The 17,701-nt window shown below is 46.0% G+C and carries 13 protein-coding genes and 1 pseudogene; 11 read left to right on the plus strand and 3 right to left on the minus strand.

Features of this window, described 5'->3' with window-relative positions; translation table 11 throughout:
* Positions 1-126 (plus strand): annotated as a pseudogene (locus PMG71_RS23970) (RNA-guided endonuclease TnpB family protein); the annotation flags it as partial.
* Between the two features lie 11 nt (positions 127-137).
* Here the strand turns inward: PMG71_RS23970 and PMG71_RS15030 are convergent.
* Both PMG71_RS15030 and PMG71_RS15035 read right to left on the minus strand, forming a co-directional pair.
* Complete coding sequence (locus PMG71_RS15030) at positions 138-713, minus strand: Uma2 family endonuclease (RefSeq protein WP_283754520.1); 576 nt, start codon at positions 711-713, stop codon at positions 138-140.
* 507 nt (positions 714-1,220) lie between these two features.
* Positions 1,221-1,706 (minus strand): DUF937 domain-containing protein, encoded by a 486-nt coding sequence (locus tag PMG71_RS15035; RefSeq protein ID WP_283754521.1) that lies wholly within the window; start codon positions 1,704-1,706, stop codon positions 1,221-1,223.
* 110 nt (positions 1,707-1,816) lie between these two features.
* Between PMG71_RS15035 and PMG71_RS15040 the strand changes: the two genes are divergently transcribed.
* Positions 1,817-3,469, plus strand: a complete 1,653-nt coding sequence (locus PMG71_RS15040; RefSeq protein ID WP_283754522.1) for a YcjF family protein — start codon at positions 1,817-1,819, stop codon at positions 3,467-3,469.
* A 105-nt stretch (positions 3,470-3,574) separates the two neighbouring features.
* Here the strand turns inward: PMG71_RS15040 and PMG71_RS15045 are convergent, their stop codons facing one another.
* On the minus strand, positions 3,575-4,189 hold the full coding sequence (locus tag PMG71_RS15045) for a TetR/AcrR family transcriptional regulator (protein ID WP_283754523.1): 615 nt from the start codon (positions 4,187-4,189) through the stop codon (positions 3,575-3,577).
* 107 nt (positions 4,190-4,296) lie between these two features.
* Here PMG71_RS15045 and PMG71_RS15050 point away from each other — a divergent pair, with 107 nt between their 5' ends.
* The 9 genes from PMG71_RS15050 (at position 4,297) to PMG71_RS15090 (ending at position 17,656) form a co-directional block, all read left to right on the plus strand.
* Positions 4,297-5,595, plus strand: coding sequence for an HlyD family efflux transporter periplasmic adaptor subunit (locus tag PMG71_RS15050; protein WP_283754524.1), 1,299 nt, complete (start codon positions 4,297-4,299; stop codon positions 5,593-5,595).
* A gap of 49 nt (positions 5,596-5,644) precedes the next feature.
* On the plus strand, positions 5,645-6,055 hold the full coding sequence (locus PMG71_RS15055; protein WP_283754525.1) for a four helix bundle protein: 411 nt from the start codon (positions 5,645-5,647) through the stop codon (positions 6,053-6,055).
* A 77-nt stretch (positions 6,056-6,132) separates the two neighbouring features.
* The gene (gene devC, locus PMG71_RS15060; protein ID WP_283754526.1) at positions 6,133-7,311 is read left to right on the plus strand and encodes an ABC transporter permease DevC; all 1,179 of its coding nucleotides are present in this window, start codon (positions 6,133-6,135) and stop codon (positions 7,309-7,311) included.
* 242 nt (positions 7,312-7,553) lie between these two features.
* Entirely contained in the window at positions 7,554-8,264 is a 711-nt protein-coding gene (locus tag PMG71_RS15065) for a DevA family ABC transporter ATP-binding protein (protein WP_283754527.1), read from the plus strand.
* A gap of 139 nt (positions 8,265-8,403) precedes the next feature.
* The gene (locus PMG71_RS15070) at positions 8,404-9,633 is read left to right on the plus strand and encodes a DNA methyltransferase (RefSeq protein WP_283754528.1); all 1,230 of its coding nucleotides are present in this window, start codon (positions 8,404-8,406) and stop codon (positions 9,631-9,633) included.
* A complete protein-coding gene (locus PMG71_RS15075; protein ID WP_283754529.1) occupies positions 9,626-10,537 on the plus strand; it encodes a Bpu10I family restriction endonuclease in 912 nt (303 codons plus the stop codon). Before PMG71_RS15070 ends, PMG71_RS15075 begins: the two co-directional genes overlap by 8 nt.
* Before the next feature lie 84 nt (positions 10,538-10,621).
* On the plus strand, positions 10,622-11,809 hold the full coding sequence (locus PMG71_RS15080; RefSeq protein WP_283754530.1) for an S-layer homology domain-containing protein: 1,188 nt from the start codon (positions 10,622-10,624) through the stop codon (positions 11,807-11,809).
* A 103-nt stretch (positions 11,810-11,912) separates the two neighbouring features.
* The gene (locus tag PMG71_RS15085; protein ID WP_283754531.1) at positions 11,913-13,076 is read left to right on the plus strand and encodes a DNA double-strand break repair nuclease NurA; all 1,164 of its coding nucleotides are present in this window, start codon (positions 11,913-11,915) and stop codon (positions 13,074-13,076) included.
* 140 nt (positions 13,077-13,216) lie between these two features.
* A complete protein-coding gene (locus PMG71_RS15090; RefSeq protein WP_283754532.1) occupies positions 13,217-17,656 on the plus strand; it encodes a hypothetical protein in 4,440 nt (1,479 codons plus the stop codon).
* Positions 17,657-17,701: the final 45 nt, after the last annotated feature.

The raw sequence follows: 17,701 nt of genomic DNA on the forward strand, positions 1-17,701 counted from the left end.
GTAGGGCATACGGGAACTCTTGGGCTAGACCCAATAAACGCTTGGGGAGAGAAGACCTCTACTTTCTCAGAAGTAATTCTGTCTAAGCAAGTAATCTCCGTGAACCAAGAATCCCCGTACCTTTAGGTCGGGGAGTGTCAACAAATTAAGGAAAGATTTAAGATAAATCCAGGTAAAACCTCTTCTCCGGATAAGCTGGCAGGATTATCTAAAATTTGTTTCTCTTGTCCCTGACGATAAACTTCTACTTGACGGTTTTGGGGGTTAATGAGCCAACCTAATCGGCAACCATTATCCATATATTCCTGCATTTTCTCTTGTAGGGGTTTTAAGGAGTCGCTGGCAGAGCGCAGCTCAATGATAAAATCAGGACACAGGGGTGGGAATTTCTCTTGCTGTTCTGCGCTCAAAGCTTCCCATTTGGCTAAAGGTATCCAAGACGCATCCGGGGAAAAAGTCGCCCCTTTAGGGAGCTTAAAGCAGGTGGAAGAATCAAACCCAATTCCAGTGCCATCCCTATCTGTCCAATTGGCGAGTTGTTGAGCAATTTTTAAATTGCGGTTTCCCGTTCCTCCTCCAGTCGGTGGCATAATGATGAGGTCTCCTTTTGCCGTTCGTTCTAGTCGCAAGTCACGGTTAGCTGCACAAAGTTGATAAAATTGTTCATCGGTAATGGAGGCGGTTTCGGGATTGTGCAAAATCAATGCAGTCATAGTTTTGTACAGCGCTTTGCGCGGTAATGGGTTCTCTTAAAAGTCCTCATTTATAAGGTTTATTCTATTCGGTAATGAGTGCGTGACTGCAAACCAAGGAGTGCGAGCATCTTGCTCGCTGTTATCTACCCTAGGGAGTGGAGAAAACCAAGGAGTACGAGCATCTTGCTCGCTCTTATCTACCCTAGGGAGCGGAGAAAACCAAGGAGTGCGAGCATCTTGCTCGCTCTTATCTATCCTAGGGAGCGGAGAAAACCAAGGAGTGCGAGCATCTTGCTCGCTCTTATCTATCCTAGGGAGCATCTTGCTCACTGTTATGTATCCTAGGGAGCATCTTGCTCACTGTTATGTATCCTAGGGAGCATCTTGCTCACTGTTATGTATCCTAGGGAGCATCTTGCTCACTGTTATGTATCCTAGGGAGCGAGACGCTCGCTGTTATGTATCCTAGGGAGCGAGACGCTCGCACTCCCAAAAACCTAAAGTCTAAATCCCTAGGGCGAAGCGCTATAAATAGCGACTAGCCAACTGCATTAAATCAGCAATATCAATATCTCCATCCCCATCTGCATCGAGTAAGCGACTCAAAACGGGGTTTTTTTCCGCTTGACTGGCTCCCATTTCCACCACTTTTAGCACTAAGGGCACGGCGGTGGGTAAAACTGATTCAATGGTACTCGCGGGTAAACCGGTTTTATCTGCGGCTACCTGAATTAAACTTTGCAGTTGGGGCAAACTGAAGAGCGCTTGCACTGCTAGGGGATTGGCAGAAAGTCCGCTATACTGATTGACGAGATTCTGGGCTTGATCTGGTTCTTGTTCTTTCAAGGCGGACTGGGAAAAGTTGGCAACGACGGAAAGGAGCGATCGCATCTGCCCTTCATCTGCTCCAGTATCATTGGATAATTGCTGCACTGTATTCACCAGTCCACCGAGCTGCCCTAAACCGCCCTGCTCGCTGACTGCACCCACCACCTGATTCAACCATCCCATAATCCTTTCCTCCTAAACTTGCTACCCTAGACGTATTCCCCTACCCTACCAAGGAACAGGGAGTAAGGTAATTTGATTTTTAATTTTTAATTTTTAATTTTTAATTCCTAATGCCCCTGCCTCGCCTCCTGATTCTGATTGTCGGTATTACACTGGTCTTAGGGCTGATGCTGTGGTTCATTGATGCCCTACGCTGGTTTTACCTGCAAATTTCCTATACGTCCCCGCTCTTGGGAACGGTGGTTTTATTGTTGATTGTTGCCCTGTTGGGGGTGTTACTGACAGGTGTTGTTTATTATGCCTGGATGTTCCAAGGGGGCAAAACCACCAAAAGCCGCAGTCAAAGGGTGGTGAAAGTTCCAACGGAGAAAAAGGAAGCAGCAGCCGAAACCCTGAAGGCGGTTAGGCAGCAGATGGATAAGATTCAGGATCGGGTGGCGCGGGAAGCCTTACTGGAGCGATCGCGGCAAATTGAATCGAGTCTCCAGGGTCGTAATGTGCGGGTAGTTGTCTTTGGTACGGGGTCATCAGGGAAAACTTCGGTAATTAATGGCTTGTTGGGGCAAATGGTGGGTCAAGTACAACCCACTATCGGCACGACGCAAGAGGGGCACACTTATCATTTACCCTTGAAGGGATTAAACCGGGAAATCTTAATAACGGATACCCCCGGCATCCTGGAAATTGGGGAAGCGGGGAGCGATCGCGGGCAAATGGCTCGCCAGTTAGCCACCCAAGCGGATTTACTGCTATTTGTGGTCGATAATGATTTACGGCAGTCTGAATATGAACCCCTGCAAGCCTTAGCCCAAATTGGCAAGCGTTCCTTATTGGTGTTTAATAAGACCGATTTATATACGGAGGAAGACCGGGAGCGCATCTTAAGCGAACTGCGACACCGGGTACAGGGACTGATGAGCAGTGGTGATGTACTGGCGATCGCCGCTAACCCCCAAGCCGCCGTTCTACCCTCCGGCGATTTAGTGGTTCCAGACCCGATTATTTTACCCCTAATCCGCCGCCTAGCCGCCGTTCTCAGAGCCGAAGGCGAAGATTTGGTTGCCGATAACATTTTGATGCAAGCCAGCGCCCTAGGGGAGGATGCGCGGCGGATTTTGGACACCCAGCGCAAACGGCAAGCCGATCGCACAGTGGAACAATTCCAATGGATCGGAGCCGGGGCGATCGCCGTCACCCCCCTACCCGTCGTCGATCTCCTCGCCACAGCAGCCGTCAACGCCCAAATGGTGGTCGAATTAGGGCGCATCTACGGCTGCGAATTAAACATGGAACGGGGACGAGAATTAGCCCTCTCATTAGCTAAAACTCTCACCAGTTTAGGCATCGTAGAAGGAGCGTTAAAATTAGTCACCACCGCCCTCCAACTCAATGTCGCCACCTTCATTATCGGCAAAGCCATTCAAGGAGTCACAGCCGCCTATTTAACCCGCATTGCTGGGAAAAGCTTTATCGAATATTTCCGCCAGGATCAAGACTGGGGAGACGGAGGAATTACGGAAGTTGTGCAGCGTCAATTCAAACTCAACAAACGGGATGAATTTGTCAAAGCCTTCATTCAAGATGCGATCGAGCGCGTCGTCCATCCCCTAAGCCAAAGTGAATCAGAACCCTCAGAATACAACGATTCTACCGCTCCTTGGACTCCCCCCGTCTCTATCGTCAAAGCGCCCGAAGCTCTCCCCCCCAATTTCCCTGAAGGTGATGATTGGGCTGAAGATTCAGTATCAGAACAGGATTGGTAAGATCTCCTTGACACCATAATTAAAAATCTAGGGAATAATTAAAAATCTAGGGAATAATTAAAAATCTAGGGAATAATTAAAAATCTAGGGAGCGAGACGCTCCCACTACAGCGTTTTGCACTGTAACAGGTGCAACATGGCATCAACTAGGCGATCGCGCTCCATGGGCATTATTTCTTTACCCTGGAGCATCTCCTGCACAATCATATAGTGTACTAATGCCCCGATCCAAATCCGAGCAGTAGCTTCAGGATCGGGTAAATCAAGCTCCTTAAAACTGGATAATTGGCGGGTGAGGGTTTCGATTCCCGGTTTGGCTAAGTGCTGGGCAAAGGTTTGGGCTAACTCTGGAAAGCGCCCAGATTCGGCAATCATGAGGCGGATAAAGGCTTGATAGTCGCTGTCGTGGATTAGATTGTCGAGCATCGTATGGGCCATATGTTCTAACACTTCCCGTAAGTTATGGCTGGGGAGCTGCTCAGGAGAAATGAATAAACGAGCAAATTTTTGTTGCGCTAACCGTTGCACTAGGGCCGCAAATAATCCCTGTTTGTCGCCGAAATGACTGTATACTGTGGCTTTCGAGACTCCTGCCGTTGCCGCTACCCGATCCATGCTCGTGCCCGCATAGCCATTAACTAAAAATTCTTGCATCGCTCCCTTGAGAATCTGCTCGGCTTTGTCAGATAAGGGTTTGGCCGGGGTGGAGTCGGTGGACATGATGGGAATTTCCTCCAAATCGGGGATCTAAGACTTGATTATACTACTCCGTTTAGTCTATACTAAATTCAGGCTAAACTAAACCGTTTAATCTAGGAGTTCGGATCATGGTACGAGCAGAAATGGGTACAGAATCGGCAAAATCTCGGAAATTCGCTCTTTTGACGACGACTCTTCTCGCGGTTGGGAGCGTCGCTGGGTATGCCTTAGTCTCGCAAAAATCGTTTATATCCCAACCTGAACCGGTTGCCACCCCGATCGCCACTGCTCCAGAACTGCAAACCGTAACCGCCGTGGGTTGGCTCGAACCCAAGGGCGAAGTGATCCAACTTTCAGCATCCGAAGCCGCTCAAAGCAGCCGAGTTGCTGAACTGCTGGTAGAAGAAGGAGACTGGGTAAATCTTGGGGATGCGATCGCCATTTTAGATAGCCGCGATCGCCTGCAAGCCGCCCTAGAAAGCGCCAAAGCACAGGTAGCAGTCGCCGAAGCGGGACTCGCACAAGTCCAAGCGGGAGCCAAAACCGGCGATATTAGCGCTGCTTCCGCCCGGTTTAGCCGCACCCAAGCGGAGCTTGAAGGACAAATCAGTACCCAACGGGCGGCGATCGCCACATTAGAAGCCCAACTCGAAGGCGAAAAACAAGCCCAACAAGCCACCATCAACCGCATCGTCGCCGAACTCAAAGACGCTCAAACCAACTGCCAGCGCTACCAAAGCCTACACGCCGATGGAGCCGTATCCGCCCAAGATCGCGATAGTGTCTGCCTCCAAGCCGACACCACCCAACAACGGCTCCAAGAAGCCCAAGCCAACCTCAACCGCATCATCACCAGTCGCACCGAACAAATCAACGAAGCGCAAGCCAACCTCAACCGCACCATCAACACCGTAGAACGGCAAATCGAAGAATCCCAAGCCAGTCTCCAAGCCATCTCCGAAGTCCGTCCCGTAGACATCCAACTCGCCCAAGCCGAACTCAGCAGCGCCCAAGCCGCCGTTCGCCAAGCCCAAGCCGACTTAGAACTCGCCTATGTCAGAGCCACCCAACCAGGGCGCGTGATTGAAATTCACACCCATCCCGGCGAAATGATCGATCCCCAAGGGATTGTCGAACTCGGACAAACCCAAGAAATGAGAGTGATTGCCGAAGTTTATGATAGCGATGTCCTCAAAATTCGCCCAGGACAAACCGTTAACATCACCAGCGACGCATTGCCCGAAACCCTACAAGGAACCGTTGAAAAAATCGGCTTAAAAGTGAAACAACAAAGCGCCCTAGAAATCAACCCGACTCAAAATGTCGATGCCAGAGTTGTTGAAGTGGAAATTGCTTTAGATCCCGCGTCTAGTGAATTAGCTGCTGGTTTGAGTAATTTACAAGTTTTAGTAGAAATTGAACTGTAGCACTTCGTGCGGTGGGGGAATGGGGGGATGGGGAGATAGGGAGAGATTTATGGATACGAATCAGCAACAAAGCCGAAAACTGTTGATTAAAACTCATGAAGACTTGGAGGTTTATCAGATGGCATTTAATGCAGCAATGAATATTTTTGAATTATCTAAACAATTTCCAAAGAAAGAAAGATACTCATTAACTGACCAAATTAGACGCTCTTCTCGCTCGGTTTGTGCGAATTTAGCAGAAGCTTGGCGTAGAGGACGTTACCAAGGCTCTTTTCTCTTGCGTTTAAATGATGCTGAAGCCGAAGCCGCAGAAACTCAAGTCTGGCTAAAATTTGCAGTCAAATGCCAATATCTCAATATAGACACAGCCAGAGACCTTTACCGTCAATACAATCGAATCCTAGCCTTAATTGTTACCATGACTAATAATCCTCATAAATGGTTATTAAAAAACAAATAACTCCCCCATTCCCCCACTCCCCCATTCCCCCACTCCCCCACCTCCCACTCCCCCACCTCCCATTCCCCCAAACAACCATGTTACGCTTCCTCAAAAACCTAACCCGCCGAACTCCCCTTGGATTTCTCCAACTGAGTCACGATAAAACGCGCTTGTTAATCGCCATTTCCGGCATCGCCTTTGCCGATCTCTTAATCTTTATGCAACTGGGATTTCAAGCGGCACTTTATAACAGTAATACCAGACTGCATAATGCCTTAGATGCTGATATTGTCCTGATTAGTCCCCAGGCAAAAAATTTAATTGATTTAAGTACCTTTACCCGTCGTAGATTATATCAGGCAATGGATGTGCCTGGGGTGGCCGATGCTCAACCCCTTTATGTCAATATTGCTGACTGGAAAATTCCTGGAAGTGGTCGTGCGACTAAGATTTTAGTGTTAGGCTTTAATCCCGATCGCCCCCCCTTCAAGATCTCTAGTTTAAATAAATACAGCTCTCTCATTAAATTACCGGATACCGTCGTCTTTGACAAATCCGCACGGGGCAACTATAGCTACGCCATAGACCGAGTTCTAGCGGGTGAAACGGCTACAACAGAGGTAGAAAATCATCAGATTGAAATCGCGGGATTGTATCAAATTGGCGCATCCTTTGCAGCAGATGGGACGATTATGACCAGCGATCGCAATTTTCTCCGCATCTTTTCCCCTCGTCGGGATGCGGGAGGAGTCAATGCAGGGTTAGTTTATTTAGAACCCGGAGCCGATCCGCAAGTCGTAGCCGATCTGCTGAAAAGCCGCTTACCCGAAGATGTACAGGTGTTAACCCATGAGGAATTTATCGCCTTTGAAAAAGAATATTGGTCAACCAATACCGCCATTGGCTTTGTGTTTCGCGTCGGCGCAGTCATGGGCTTTTTAGTCGGCTTAATTATTGTCTATCAAGTGTTGTCTACAGATGTGGCCGATCACTTGGGAGAATATGCCACATTCAAGGCTATGGGTTACCAACAAACCTATTTATTAGGCATCGTCTTTGAAGAGGCTATAATTCTAGCAGTAATCGGCTTTTTTCCCGGTTTAGTCGTTTCCATGGGCTTGTACCGTCTCACCCGTCAAGCGACCAATTTACCCATGTATATGACCCTTTCGCGAGCGGTATTTGTCCTGATTTTAACGATTGTCATGTGCAATTTGTCCGGAGCGATCGCCACCCGGAGACTAGAAGCAGCCGATCCAGCAGATTTGTTTTAGTGTGATGGGGGAATGGGGGGATGGGGAGATAGGGAGATGGGGAGATGGGGAGATGGGGAGGAGTGCGAGCATCTTGCTCGCTAGGAGTGCGAGCATCTTGCTCGCTCATTACCCATTACCCATTACCCATTGCCCATTACCCATTACCCATTACCCATTACTCATTACCCATTACCCATTACCCATTACCCATTACTCATTACCCATTACTCATTACCCATTACCCATTACCCATTACTATCATGTCTAAACCTTCTGTAATTACGATTAAAAATCTTGACCATTATTTTGGTAAAGGTCATCTACGCAAACAAATCTTATTTGATATTCAGCTAGAAATTAAGGCCGGTGAAATTATCATTATGACTGGGCCTTCCGGATCGGGAAAAACCACCTTATTAACCTTAGTGGGAGGGCTGCGATCGGTGCAGTCGGGAAGCGTGGACGTTTTGGGCGAAGAATTTTGTGGCGCATCTGCGCGTAAACTGACGAGAGCGAGACGCAAACATGGGTATATTTTCCAAGCTCATAACCTGCATCAAAGCTTAACGGCGCTGCAAAATGTGCAAATGGGGCTAGAAGTGCATGGAAAATGGTCATCACAGGAGATGAAAGAGCGATCGGCAGCCATGTTAGAACGGGTAGGATTAGGAGAGCATTTACACTATTATCCCGATAATTTATCCGGGGGACAAAAGCAACGGGTGGCGATCGCCCGCGCTCTGGTTAGCCATCCTCCCCTGGTGCTTGCTGATGAACCGACTGCTGCCCTCGATAGCCATTCTGGACGCGCCGTAGTGGAGTTAATGCAGACCTTAGCCCAAGAACAACACTGTACCATTTTGATGGTCACCCACGATAACCGGATTTTAGATGTCGCCGATCGCATCATCCACATGGAAGATGGACGGTTGTCAGATGGCGATCGAACCAGTATATTAGAGACGGGTTAATGGGTAATAAAAGCTTTTATAGTTACATAAGAGGTTCTAGAAGATGATTTCTTTTTTGATTAATTTATCTAAAGGAGTCTTTCACAATCGCCCGATTTTAGATGTTCAACTATCCTCACCAATTCAGGAACCTTAACCGTTGAAAGTATTTGACCAACCCATCCCCCAAGAAAAACTAGATATCTTGTCTAAAACCCGGTCTAATCCTTTCACTTGGCGCGGTCAGTTTTCCCCTCAACTTATTGAAGTAATTTTAAATGCCTATTGCTTGCCGAATTCGATGATTCTAGATCCATTTGCTGGGAGCGGAACCGTTCTGCTAGAAAGCACGAGGTTTCACGGTCAAGCTTACGGTTTTGACGTTAATCCGGCCGCTTATATTTTGAGTAAAATCTATGAACTTATTAATCTAGAAAATAGAACTAACTTAATCAAAAGAATTAGATATATTATCGATCGAGAATTTACCTTTAGAATATTTGAGCATCATGAAATTGAAAATTTAGAGAGCAAGTTAACAGAGATCAGAAGTGAATTAGACCCAGAAATATTGAAAATATTTGATGCCCTAGTCATTTTATTAGATGTGGCTAACCATAAAGTCACTCATGAGTTGATCCAATCAAAATTTAATTATTTAGTCGATGTAATTGAAAAACTACCTTACTCCGATCGCCCCATAAACGTGGGTTTATCCGATGCTCGTTCTCTTCCGATTCCCGACAAATCTATTGATTTTGTTATCACCTCTCCACCGTATATAAATGTCTTTAACTATCATCAAAACTACCGAAAGTCAACTGAACTTTTAGGATGGGATTTATTAAAAATTGCCAAGTCAGAAATTGGATCAAACAGAGCGAACAGAAGAAACCGATTTTACACCGTGGTTCAATATTGTCTCGATATGGCTGATACCCTGAGAGAAATTTCGAGAGTCACCCAATCTCAGGCTCGAATTGTGTTTATTGTCGGACATCAATCCAATGTTCTTGGCATACCTTTCTATAATGCTGACATCATTGAAAAAATTGCCGTAAGATCTAAGCTTTTTCATAAATGTTTAAGGCAAAAAAGAGAGTTTAAAAATAAATTCGGCAAACTGATCCGAGAAGATATTATTAATTTTTACAATCTCAACTCTAACCTTAGCCAGCCAACCCTTGAAGAAATTGCGAGAGAAGTCGCTGATGAAATCTTAAATCGTAATCTTCCTTTGGTGTCCTGCCAAAACAAAAAATTACTTGAACAGGCCATCGATCAAGTGCATCAGATCAGCAGAACGCCAACTTTAGACCCCCAACAACTATGTGTACTCCCCCGCTCAAAAGAGTTAAGACTTAATCACTCACGTTCAATCTATGCCTGAATTTTCTCGACCTCATTATACTAAGTTAACGGCTTGTCTGCATAACCGTCGCTTACCTGATTCAGATCGAGAACGGTTAGAAGAGGCTATTAGACAGTATCATCAATGGATATCGGCAATGGAATCTATTGAAGGAGGTCAATCGGATGTCGTCGAAAGATTAGTGGAAGTGACAAATCGATACAAGCGATTTATCGAGCTAGATTTAATCTTTGATAGCTCAGAAAATTTTTTATATCGACAAAAAGGACAGCTTAAACTAGATAACACCATTCTAGAAGAGTTTTTGCCCCAAGTTATTTTCCGGAGTTTGCGGGAAATTGATGATTCTTTTGAGTTGGGGCCAAGAAATACCTTCGCTGGACTGAGTTTTTTATCTTCTTTAGGTAATCCAGGTCAAGGAGGTGAACCGAGTATGAGAACGAAAGACCAAGATTTTATCTTGGGAAAGAAGTTATACTTAAAATCATCATTTAATTCAAATTTTGAAGATCATAAACACCTGGAATCCTATCTCGGATATGTTTGTGCAGAATGTAAAACCAATCTCGATAAAACGATGTTTCAGGAGGCTGTAGCTACCAGTCGAGACTTAAAAATAGCAGTTCCTGGATCGTTGTATTTTCTGGTTTGCGAGTTTCTAGATATGACTCCAGTCTCCATCCTCTCTACTCAGATTGATGATGTTTTGATTGTCCGCAAGACTAAGCGTATGTCTTCAGCTATGCGTCAAGAATATCGAACTCCATCAGAACGGCAAATTCATCGACAGGAGTATGTGGATTTTTTGGATGCATCTCAATACTATGCTGATGTATTTCAAAGAATGATCGATAAAATTCAAGCTCTGATCGATCAAACTAAACCCTCTATTGAGAATGTTCTCAATCAAGGTCATTTTTAAGAACTGGATACCTGGAGCCGAGTTTAGCTAAGATAGGGATCAGAAGACTCGATTGATAAACTCGTAATCATTCCCTAATCAGTGTTGAACCGTTCTCCAGCTTTTTCCTTATTCCTCATTCTAGTGGCGATCGCCCCTTTGACTTCCTGTGCGAATAGCTCTGGAGGGCAAAGTGTAGAGCAACTGCTTGCACCCGATCCCCAATTGCAATCAACTCCCGCAACTCCTGCTCCCCAACCTTCTCCCCAACCTTCCGTACCTCCGGCTCCCGTTTCTGCGATCGAGCTTCCGGAGGACTTTCCTGCTGCAATTCCCCAATATGCCAACGCTACCCTAGAATTGGTGTCTCCCCTCACCTCTGGAGAAGAAGGGATGATTACCCGTTGGTTTAGTGCTGACTCGACGACGCTCGTTAGACGCTATTACCAACAGCAGTTACAGGAGAATAATTGGGAAATAACGAGCGCTCCTGATGCATCGGATCTGGCTGCACGTCGGGAGGGGTTGCAACTGACTCTGAGCTTTGCTCCGCCGACTTCTGGACAAACGACTTATACTTTGACCTATCGTCTGGATGATACGTCAACGGCGATCGCCACTCCATCCCCTTCTCCCTCTCCATCCCCTACTTCCTCTCCCAGTGCGGCTCCAGTTTCCTCCTCTCTCTCCCCAGAAGTGCAACAATTGATTACCCTGGGAATTACGGGTGATGCCTCGATAGAAGCCTTTCAAGCCAATGAAATCATTACTCGTCGAGAGTATGCTCGCTGGTTAATCAATGCCAATAATCAGATCTATGCTGACGATCCGGGTAAACAAATTCGGTTAGCCTCTTCGACGGGAGAGCCGGTATTTCAAGATGTCCCGAAAAGTGACCCAGATTTTCAGTATATTCAGGGATTAGCGGAGGCAGGGTTAATTCCCAGTAGCCTGACGGGAGAGGCAACAGAAACTCGATTTCGTCCTGATGCTCCCCTGACAAGGGAAAATTTAATCGGTTGGAAAGTGCCGTTAGATACTCGATCCGCTCTGCCGAAAGCGACGATAGAGGCGGTCAAAGATACTTGGGGATTTCAAGATACGAGTAAAATTAACAGCCAAGTTTTACCGAGTATTTTGCTGGATTTCCAAAATGGCAATAATGCTAACATCAGGCGCATTTTTGGCTATACTAGACTGTTTCAGCCGCAAAAAACGGTGACACAATTGGAGGCAGCAACGGCTTTAACGTATTTTGGTACACAGGGAGAAGGGCGATCAATTAAAAATTAAAAATTAAAAATTAAAAATTAATTATGGTAATGGCTAGGGAACAACAGATCTCCGTATCCCCATTCCCCCACTCCCCCATTCCCTCACTCCCCCATTCCTTGATATGCCTCTCGATCCATCCTTAATCTTATCTTTGCTACAAGTGAAACGCTCGGAGTTTAAGGGCTTAGAGTCCCAAGTTTTCGAGAAACTTCGGCCCTATCGCCAGGCGCTTTTGCACGGTTCTAGGGAGGTGATAGAGGGAGTAAAAACGGTTGAATTAACTGATGAGTATGATTCTATTTATGCGGAACCTTTGGAAAAAGGCGATCGCGGTTGGATTGTGAAATCTAATTTAGTTTGGCAAAATCGAGAACAAAGCTTACAGTGGGTGCGCGATCGCCTCACGGGAATTCCCACCTTTGCCGTTGATGGTTCCCAAATCTATCCCAGCAAAGACTTTTCGATTCCCATCGCCGTGATTCAAATTGGCTGGTTTGAAAACTTCCATCGCGGGGATGGAGACTATGAAAAAGATGTCGCCGTAGATTTAATTACCCCCAATCAATTTGCCGCTCTCGGAAAAGGGGAATCCCTCGATCGCCTCGTTAACCGTCGCCGTCTAGAACTCGAAGTGCGCCGCATCATCGACTACATGCAAACTCACAGCCATCAATCCTCCCGTCTAGCCTTCTATGATGGCTCCCTCATTGCCAGTTTTGCCGAAACCTTCGATCGCCCCACCTATGAATGCTATCTCAAAACCCTGCGTCAACTCCTTAAAAGCAGTCAACAGCATCAAATTCCCCTCGTTGCCTATATCGATACCAGTGCCGCCGAAGATACTACGCAAATGCTGCAACGGGTGTTAGGCTTGCCCCCCATTTCCGGAGTAGGCGATCCGCAATTGCTCAATCCGCTCATGGAATGGGGCGATCGCACCCTTCTCTGTCGCTGCTGTCGTCCCGGTATCCTCAAAGACTACCAAGAACAAGCCAATCAAGTCACCTTTACCTATCTCAAAACCCATGCCGGATACCCCGTACGCCTCGAATTACCCCTCTGGATCTTTGAAGCAGGGTTACTCGAACAAGTGATTGACTGGGTACGCGCAGAAGCCATTATTGGACGCGGCTATCCTTATGCGATCGAAACTGCCGATCAAGTCACCGTCCTCCGCAGCGAAGACCGTAAACTCTTTTACCGAATCCTCCAAGATTGGGCAGAACAGGAAGAAATTCCCTTTCGACTCTCCCGGAAAATGGTCAGCAAAGCTCAACGGCGTTAAGATTCCTCTCCCCAACTCCCCATCTCCCCAACTCCCCAACTACCCTCCTGGCGATGGGTTGCTCTATCATGCCTTTGTCTACTGCTTTGACGATCAACTAGAATTTAAACTATTCCCACTCTCCGAACCCAATTAAGTTCATGTACGTTTATTGCACAGATCAAGTTCAGCAGAAAGCCAAGCAGCATAATTTGCAGAGCCACATTAATCGATTCTGTGATGAACTATGGCCTCAGAGTGTCGATCAAGCCCAAGCTCATTTTAAGCGCCTGTATCCTTATCTCAAGCGTAAGGTTGACCATAACTATCGCTTGATTGCTCGGATGGTGCGGGTGCAGGGGGAAAGCCTAGGGGATGGTGTGGATATTTTGGCGTTGCTCGACATCCTCAAGCGCGGATCGAAGGACTATGAGCATTTTCTCAGAGACCGGGAAGGGTTTGGGCAACAGTATCTCGATCCTCAGATTCAGCCTGGGGAATTAGAACATTGGGTTGTAAATCAACAAAACTTAGCATCTGTTCCCCATCCGGTGCGGCCATTGGTGCAGGAAAACCCGGATTTATTGCCTTGGTTAGAACCTCCAGGATGGAAACGGGAAAACCAGGGGCCGTTGATTTATGAGAGTGAAATTTGGGCTGGGGAGTTAAATAGTGCTGCCATGCGATCGCACGCTTCCCAGTATACCCAATTGGTAGAGGTCATTCAGAGTCCCCAACCGACTGAACAGAGGACGCAGTGGCCGGGGGTGTTATTGTATGGAGAAGGCGATCGCTACATTCTCTTTAGCCGTATTCTCTCTTCCGAGCGCTCTCCATCGATTCTTTTTTTACTCTGTCCCTTTTCCCATTATCCTACACCCGAAGATATCACCACCATTGGCGAGCGTACCTATCTCTATAATCAAAACGCCAATTATCTCAATGGTCATTTTAACCTCAATTCGATTACAGCCCTAGCTCGTCGAGCCTATCCCAATTATTTACTCGCCCATGAAGATTGGTTGATTCTTGAGGGTTCCCCCAAGGTCAATTTAGCCCTGTCTGCGGAAGAGGAGAGCTTATTAAACTTCGTCTCGACCCCCGGAAATCATGCCCTACCCTTGTTTTTAAACGGACAAGCAGGAAGCGGAAAATCCACCCTACTCTTCTATCTGTTCGCGGACTACTGCTATCGCAAATTCTATTATTATGGCGATCGCCTCTTACCGGGCAATCCCCTCTTCTTAACCTACAATGAGCGCCTGTTAGAAGTTGCCAAAGACCGAGTACAAAAATTATTAAAATTCCATCATCGGTTTGTTTCCCAGCAAACGGATAATACACCTATCCCGAATATTGGGCACTTTTTCAAACCTTTTCAGCGTTTTTTGCTCAATCTTTTACCCCCAGAATATACGGAAAAATATGCCTTAGACCGCTATATTTCTTTTCATAAATTTAAAGTCTTATATCAGCACTGTCCCCTACCTATTGCCCAATCCTATTCTCCAGAACGCTGTTGGCATGTAATTCGCACATTTATCAAAGGATATGGATTAGAAGAAATGACCTTAGAGGACTACGAGTTTGAAGTCCCTCGTAAGGAAAGAACGGTTCCCATTCAGGAGTTTAAAGATATTTATACCATTTGGCAAAATTGGTATCAGCGAAAAGCAGAAGAATTAGGATATTGGGACGATCAAGACCTAATTAAACAAGTTTTACAATTGCCCCTGGATTTGGCCCGCTATACCGCCATTTTCTGTGATGAATCTCAGGATTTTACGCGAATTGAGCTACAATTAATTTTAAGGCTCTCCATTTTTTCTCGCTACGATCTGGGCTATCAAACCCTAGAAAACTTCCCCTTTGTATTTGCGGGCGATCCGTTTCAAACCCTTAATCCTACGGGGTTTCGTTGGGATAGCTTTAAGGCAGCTTTTTATAGTGAAGTGGTGATTCAACTCGATCCAACGCGCCAATTGGGTCTAGAAATGAATTTCCAAGAATTAGAATGTAATTATCGATCCTATGCCCCAATTGTAAAGTTTAATAATTTGATTCAGTTCTGGCGCTATCTCTTGTTTAATCACCGAGATCTTAAGCCCCAAAGAGTGTGGAGACAAGGGCAACTCTTACCGGAAAAGTTTATCTTAGAAGATAACTTGGAGAGGGAAACCTTTAAGGAGTATATCCAAAATACGATTATTATTATCCCCTGTGAAGAAGGGGGAGAAATTGCCTATATTCAAAAAGATGAAGTCTTGTCTGAAGTCGTTGAAGGATGGAGTGAAGGGGAACCGCCGAAAAATGTTTTGAGTGCGATCGCCGCTAAAGGTCTAGAATTTAAGCGGGTGATTTTGTATAAATTTGGTGAAGCCTGTCATAGCCGCTTCTGGACTCTTCTAGAAGCCGATCATCCGGAATTGAGCATTGAAGTCGAATACTTCTTTAATAAGCTCTATGTGGCATCAAGTCGCGCCATTGAGCGGTTATTTGTGGTCGATACTCCCTTGGGCGATCGCACCCTATGGCATCAAATCAACAATCCTCAGCAAGTAGAAACCCATTGGGAACAAGTAAAAAATGCTTCAGAATGGCAACAACGGATGCAATTTTTGCAAACTGGAACCGATGAAAGTGCTAAAGAGTTACAAGAAGATGATCTGCCTTCCATTGCCCTAGCGTTCCAAACCCAAGGCTTAAATGCCCAAGATCCTAAGCTCCTACGACGAGCTAAACAATATTATCAAACCATTGGCAATTTAGAAGAAGGCCATCTCTGTGAAGCTTGGGCACTCAAATTTGAACAGCAGTATCAAAAAGCCGGGTCAGAATTTTGGCAACTCGGAGAAGAAGAAGAAGCCTGGGATTGTTTTTGGCAAGGCTCCTGTTGGACAGATCTGTATCAATGGTATCAAGATGTGGCCGATCGCCCAGAACTCGGCGATCGCCATAGCCTCGAACAACCCCTCATTCACTTCATGGTCTCAGCATTTGATCCAGAAGCCATACAAACCCTCACTCAAGCCCTACAAGTCTATCACCATAACCAGACCCAAGTTTTGGAACAACATCGCTTTAGTCCCCAGTGGACAACTGCGATCAAAACTTATCAGCAGAAAATCGAAGAAATAACCGAAGAAACAACCCTACAACCCGCCCTCTGGTATAGCCTTGGTGAAGTATTACAAGCCTTATCAGATGCTGGATATCCCAATTTACTGACGAGCGCTGGACTCTGTTTTTATCGCGGAAAAGCTTATCAAGAAGCCGTAGATTGTTTCACCTCAGTTGAAGCAACAGGACAACGGGAATATTATCTTGCCAAAGCCCAATTAGTCGGATTTCCTGAAGGCTTAGAATATCTGAAACTGGCCTCTAATAGCCCACAATCAACCCAAGCCAAAATCCCTAGCGATTTAGAGAATCTAATATTTAAAGCTTGGCAGGAAGCCGGAGCGCCCAAAGATTCTGCTTGGTTACGCTATGTAGCCCCGATTTTGGAAAACCAGAACGCTTACCATCATGCCTTTATGACCTATCTGTATTTAGAAGATACAGAAGCCCTAAGTCGCTGTTTTGACCAGATCGAAAATACCAGAGAACAACACCAAGTTTTACCCCTATGGCTACAATATTTGATCCGTCGGGAATCTTGGTCAGAATTAGCGACAGTTTTTGAACAATGCACCCGCCAGTTATTAACCGATGAAGTAGAAAAGACTCAAGTTTTGTCATTAATTATTTATGACTTAGCCCATTCTAATCTCCGCCCCGATCGCCTTTCTATCTCCGATCGCCAACGCTATGAATATTTGATTAAAGAGCAATTCCTCAACCAACCTAACTGGCAAAATTATCTGTTAATGGAACAGGTGGGTATTGCTCTGGAAAAAATTGGCGGTTTGGGAGTCACCCTAGAATTTTATCAAACCTTCTGTGAAGGAAATTATCCCACCAGTACCCAACAATTTGCCCGCACTCGTTGGTTAGCCACCAAGAAAAAACAGGAAGACTATTACACCACTAAAGGTAAAACCAACCGTCTGATCCGCATTCGCTCCGAACTCGCGCAAAAATCCCGGAGTTGGAAAATCTCTCTAGATAGTCTTTCTGCAACCCCTCCCTCTCCTCCCCAACATCGTCCTTCTCCTCCCCAACCCCAGCAGAAAAACCGCCCTCTTATGCCAGAGTTGACTCCTACAGAGGCTGAACCCGAATCGATTGGAGTATCCTTAGATACGCTTCCTACTGCCAATCGTCATCAGCACAAAGTTCAGATTTTCGGGTTACCCAAAGATGTACAGGTGAGGCAAATTAGCCATGGGGTGCTATGGTTCCCGATTAAAAATCTGGTGATCAAGGTGAATCCGATCGTAAAACAAGTATTGATTGCGGATACCCTCAGTGGCGATCGCCTGCGGGTGGATTTGATCAACTTTACCCTATTATTCAAAACCATTGTGATGAAAGGCACAGGCAAGGAACCCCTCCTCTTTAGCTGCTTTAATGCCAGTTATGAAGGGCGTTTAGAACCTGGCGATGATCCCCAACTATTCCTCAAAATTGCTGAACATCAAATTCGCTTAAAATTTTGATGGATCAATTACAGGGCTTCGCGCTGTATTGGGGGAATGGGGGAA

Source organism: Roseofilum acuticapitatum BLCC-M154 (genome assembly GCF_030068475.1).
Lineage (GTDB): Bacteria > Cyanobacteriota > Cyanobacteriia > Cyanobacteriales > Desertifilaceae > Roseofilum > Roseofilum acuticapitatum.

Bases quoted from the DNA above. Each gene is read 5' to 3' on its own strand.
- PMG71_RS15035 (WP_283754521.1), bottom strand. From the start codon at position 1,706: ATGGGATGGTTGAATCAGGTGGTGGGTGCAGTCAGCGAGCAGGGCGGT.
- PMG71_RS15055 (WP_283754525.1), top strand. From the start codon at position 5,645: ATGGATACGAATCAGCAACAAAGCCGAAAACTGTTGATTAAAACTCAT.
- PMG71_RS15090 (WP_283754532.1), top strand. From the start codon at position 13,217: ATGTACGTTTATTGCACAGATCAAGTTCAGCAGAAAGCCAAGCAGCAT.
- devC (WP_283754526.1), top strand. From the start codon at position 6,133: ATGTTACGCTTCCTCAAAAACCTAACCCGCCGAACTCCCCTTGGATTT.
- PMG71_RS15065 (WP_283754527.1), top strand. From the start codon at position 7,554: ATGTCTAAACCTTCTGTAATTACGATTAAAAATCTTGACCATTATTTT.
- PMG71_RS15040 (WP_283754522.1), top strand. From the start codon at position 1,817: ATGCCCCTGCCTCGCCTCCTGATTCTGATTGTCGGTATTACACTGGTC.
- PMG71_RS15045 (WP_283754523.1), bottom strand. From the start codon at position 4,189: ATGTCCACCGACTCCACCCCGGCCAAACCCTTATCTGACAAAGCCGAG.
- PMG71_RS15030 (WP_283754520.1), bottom strand. From the start codon at position 713: ATGACTGCATTGATTTTGCACAATCCCGAAACCGCCTCCATTACCGAT.
- PMG71_RS15085 (WP_283754531.1), top strand. From the start codon at position 11,913: ATGCCTCTCGATCCATCCTTAATCTTATCTTTGCTACAAGTGAAACGC.
- PMG71_RS15050 (WP_283754524.1), top strand. From the start codon at position 4,297: ATGGTACGAGCAGAAATGGGTACAGAATCGGCAAAATCTCGGAAATTC.
- PMG71_RS15075 (WP_283754529.1), top strand. From the start codon at position 9,626: ATGCCTGAATTTTCTCGACCTCATTATACTAAGTTAACGGCTTGTCTG.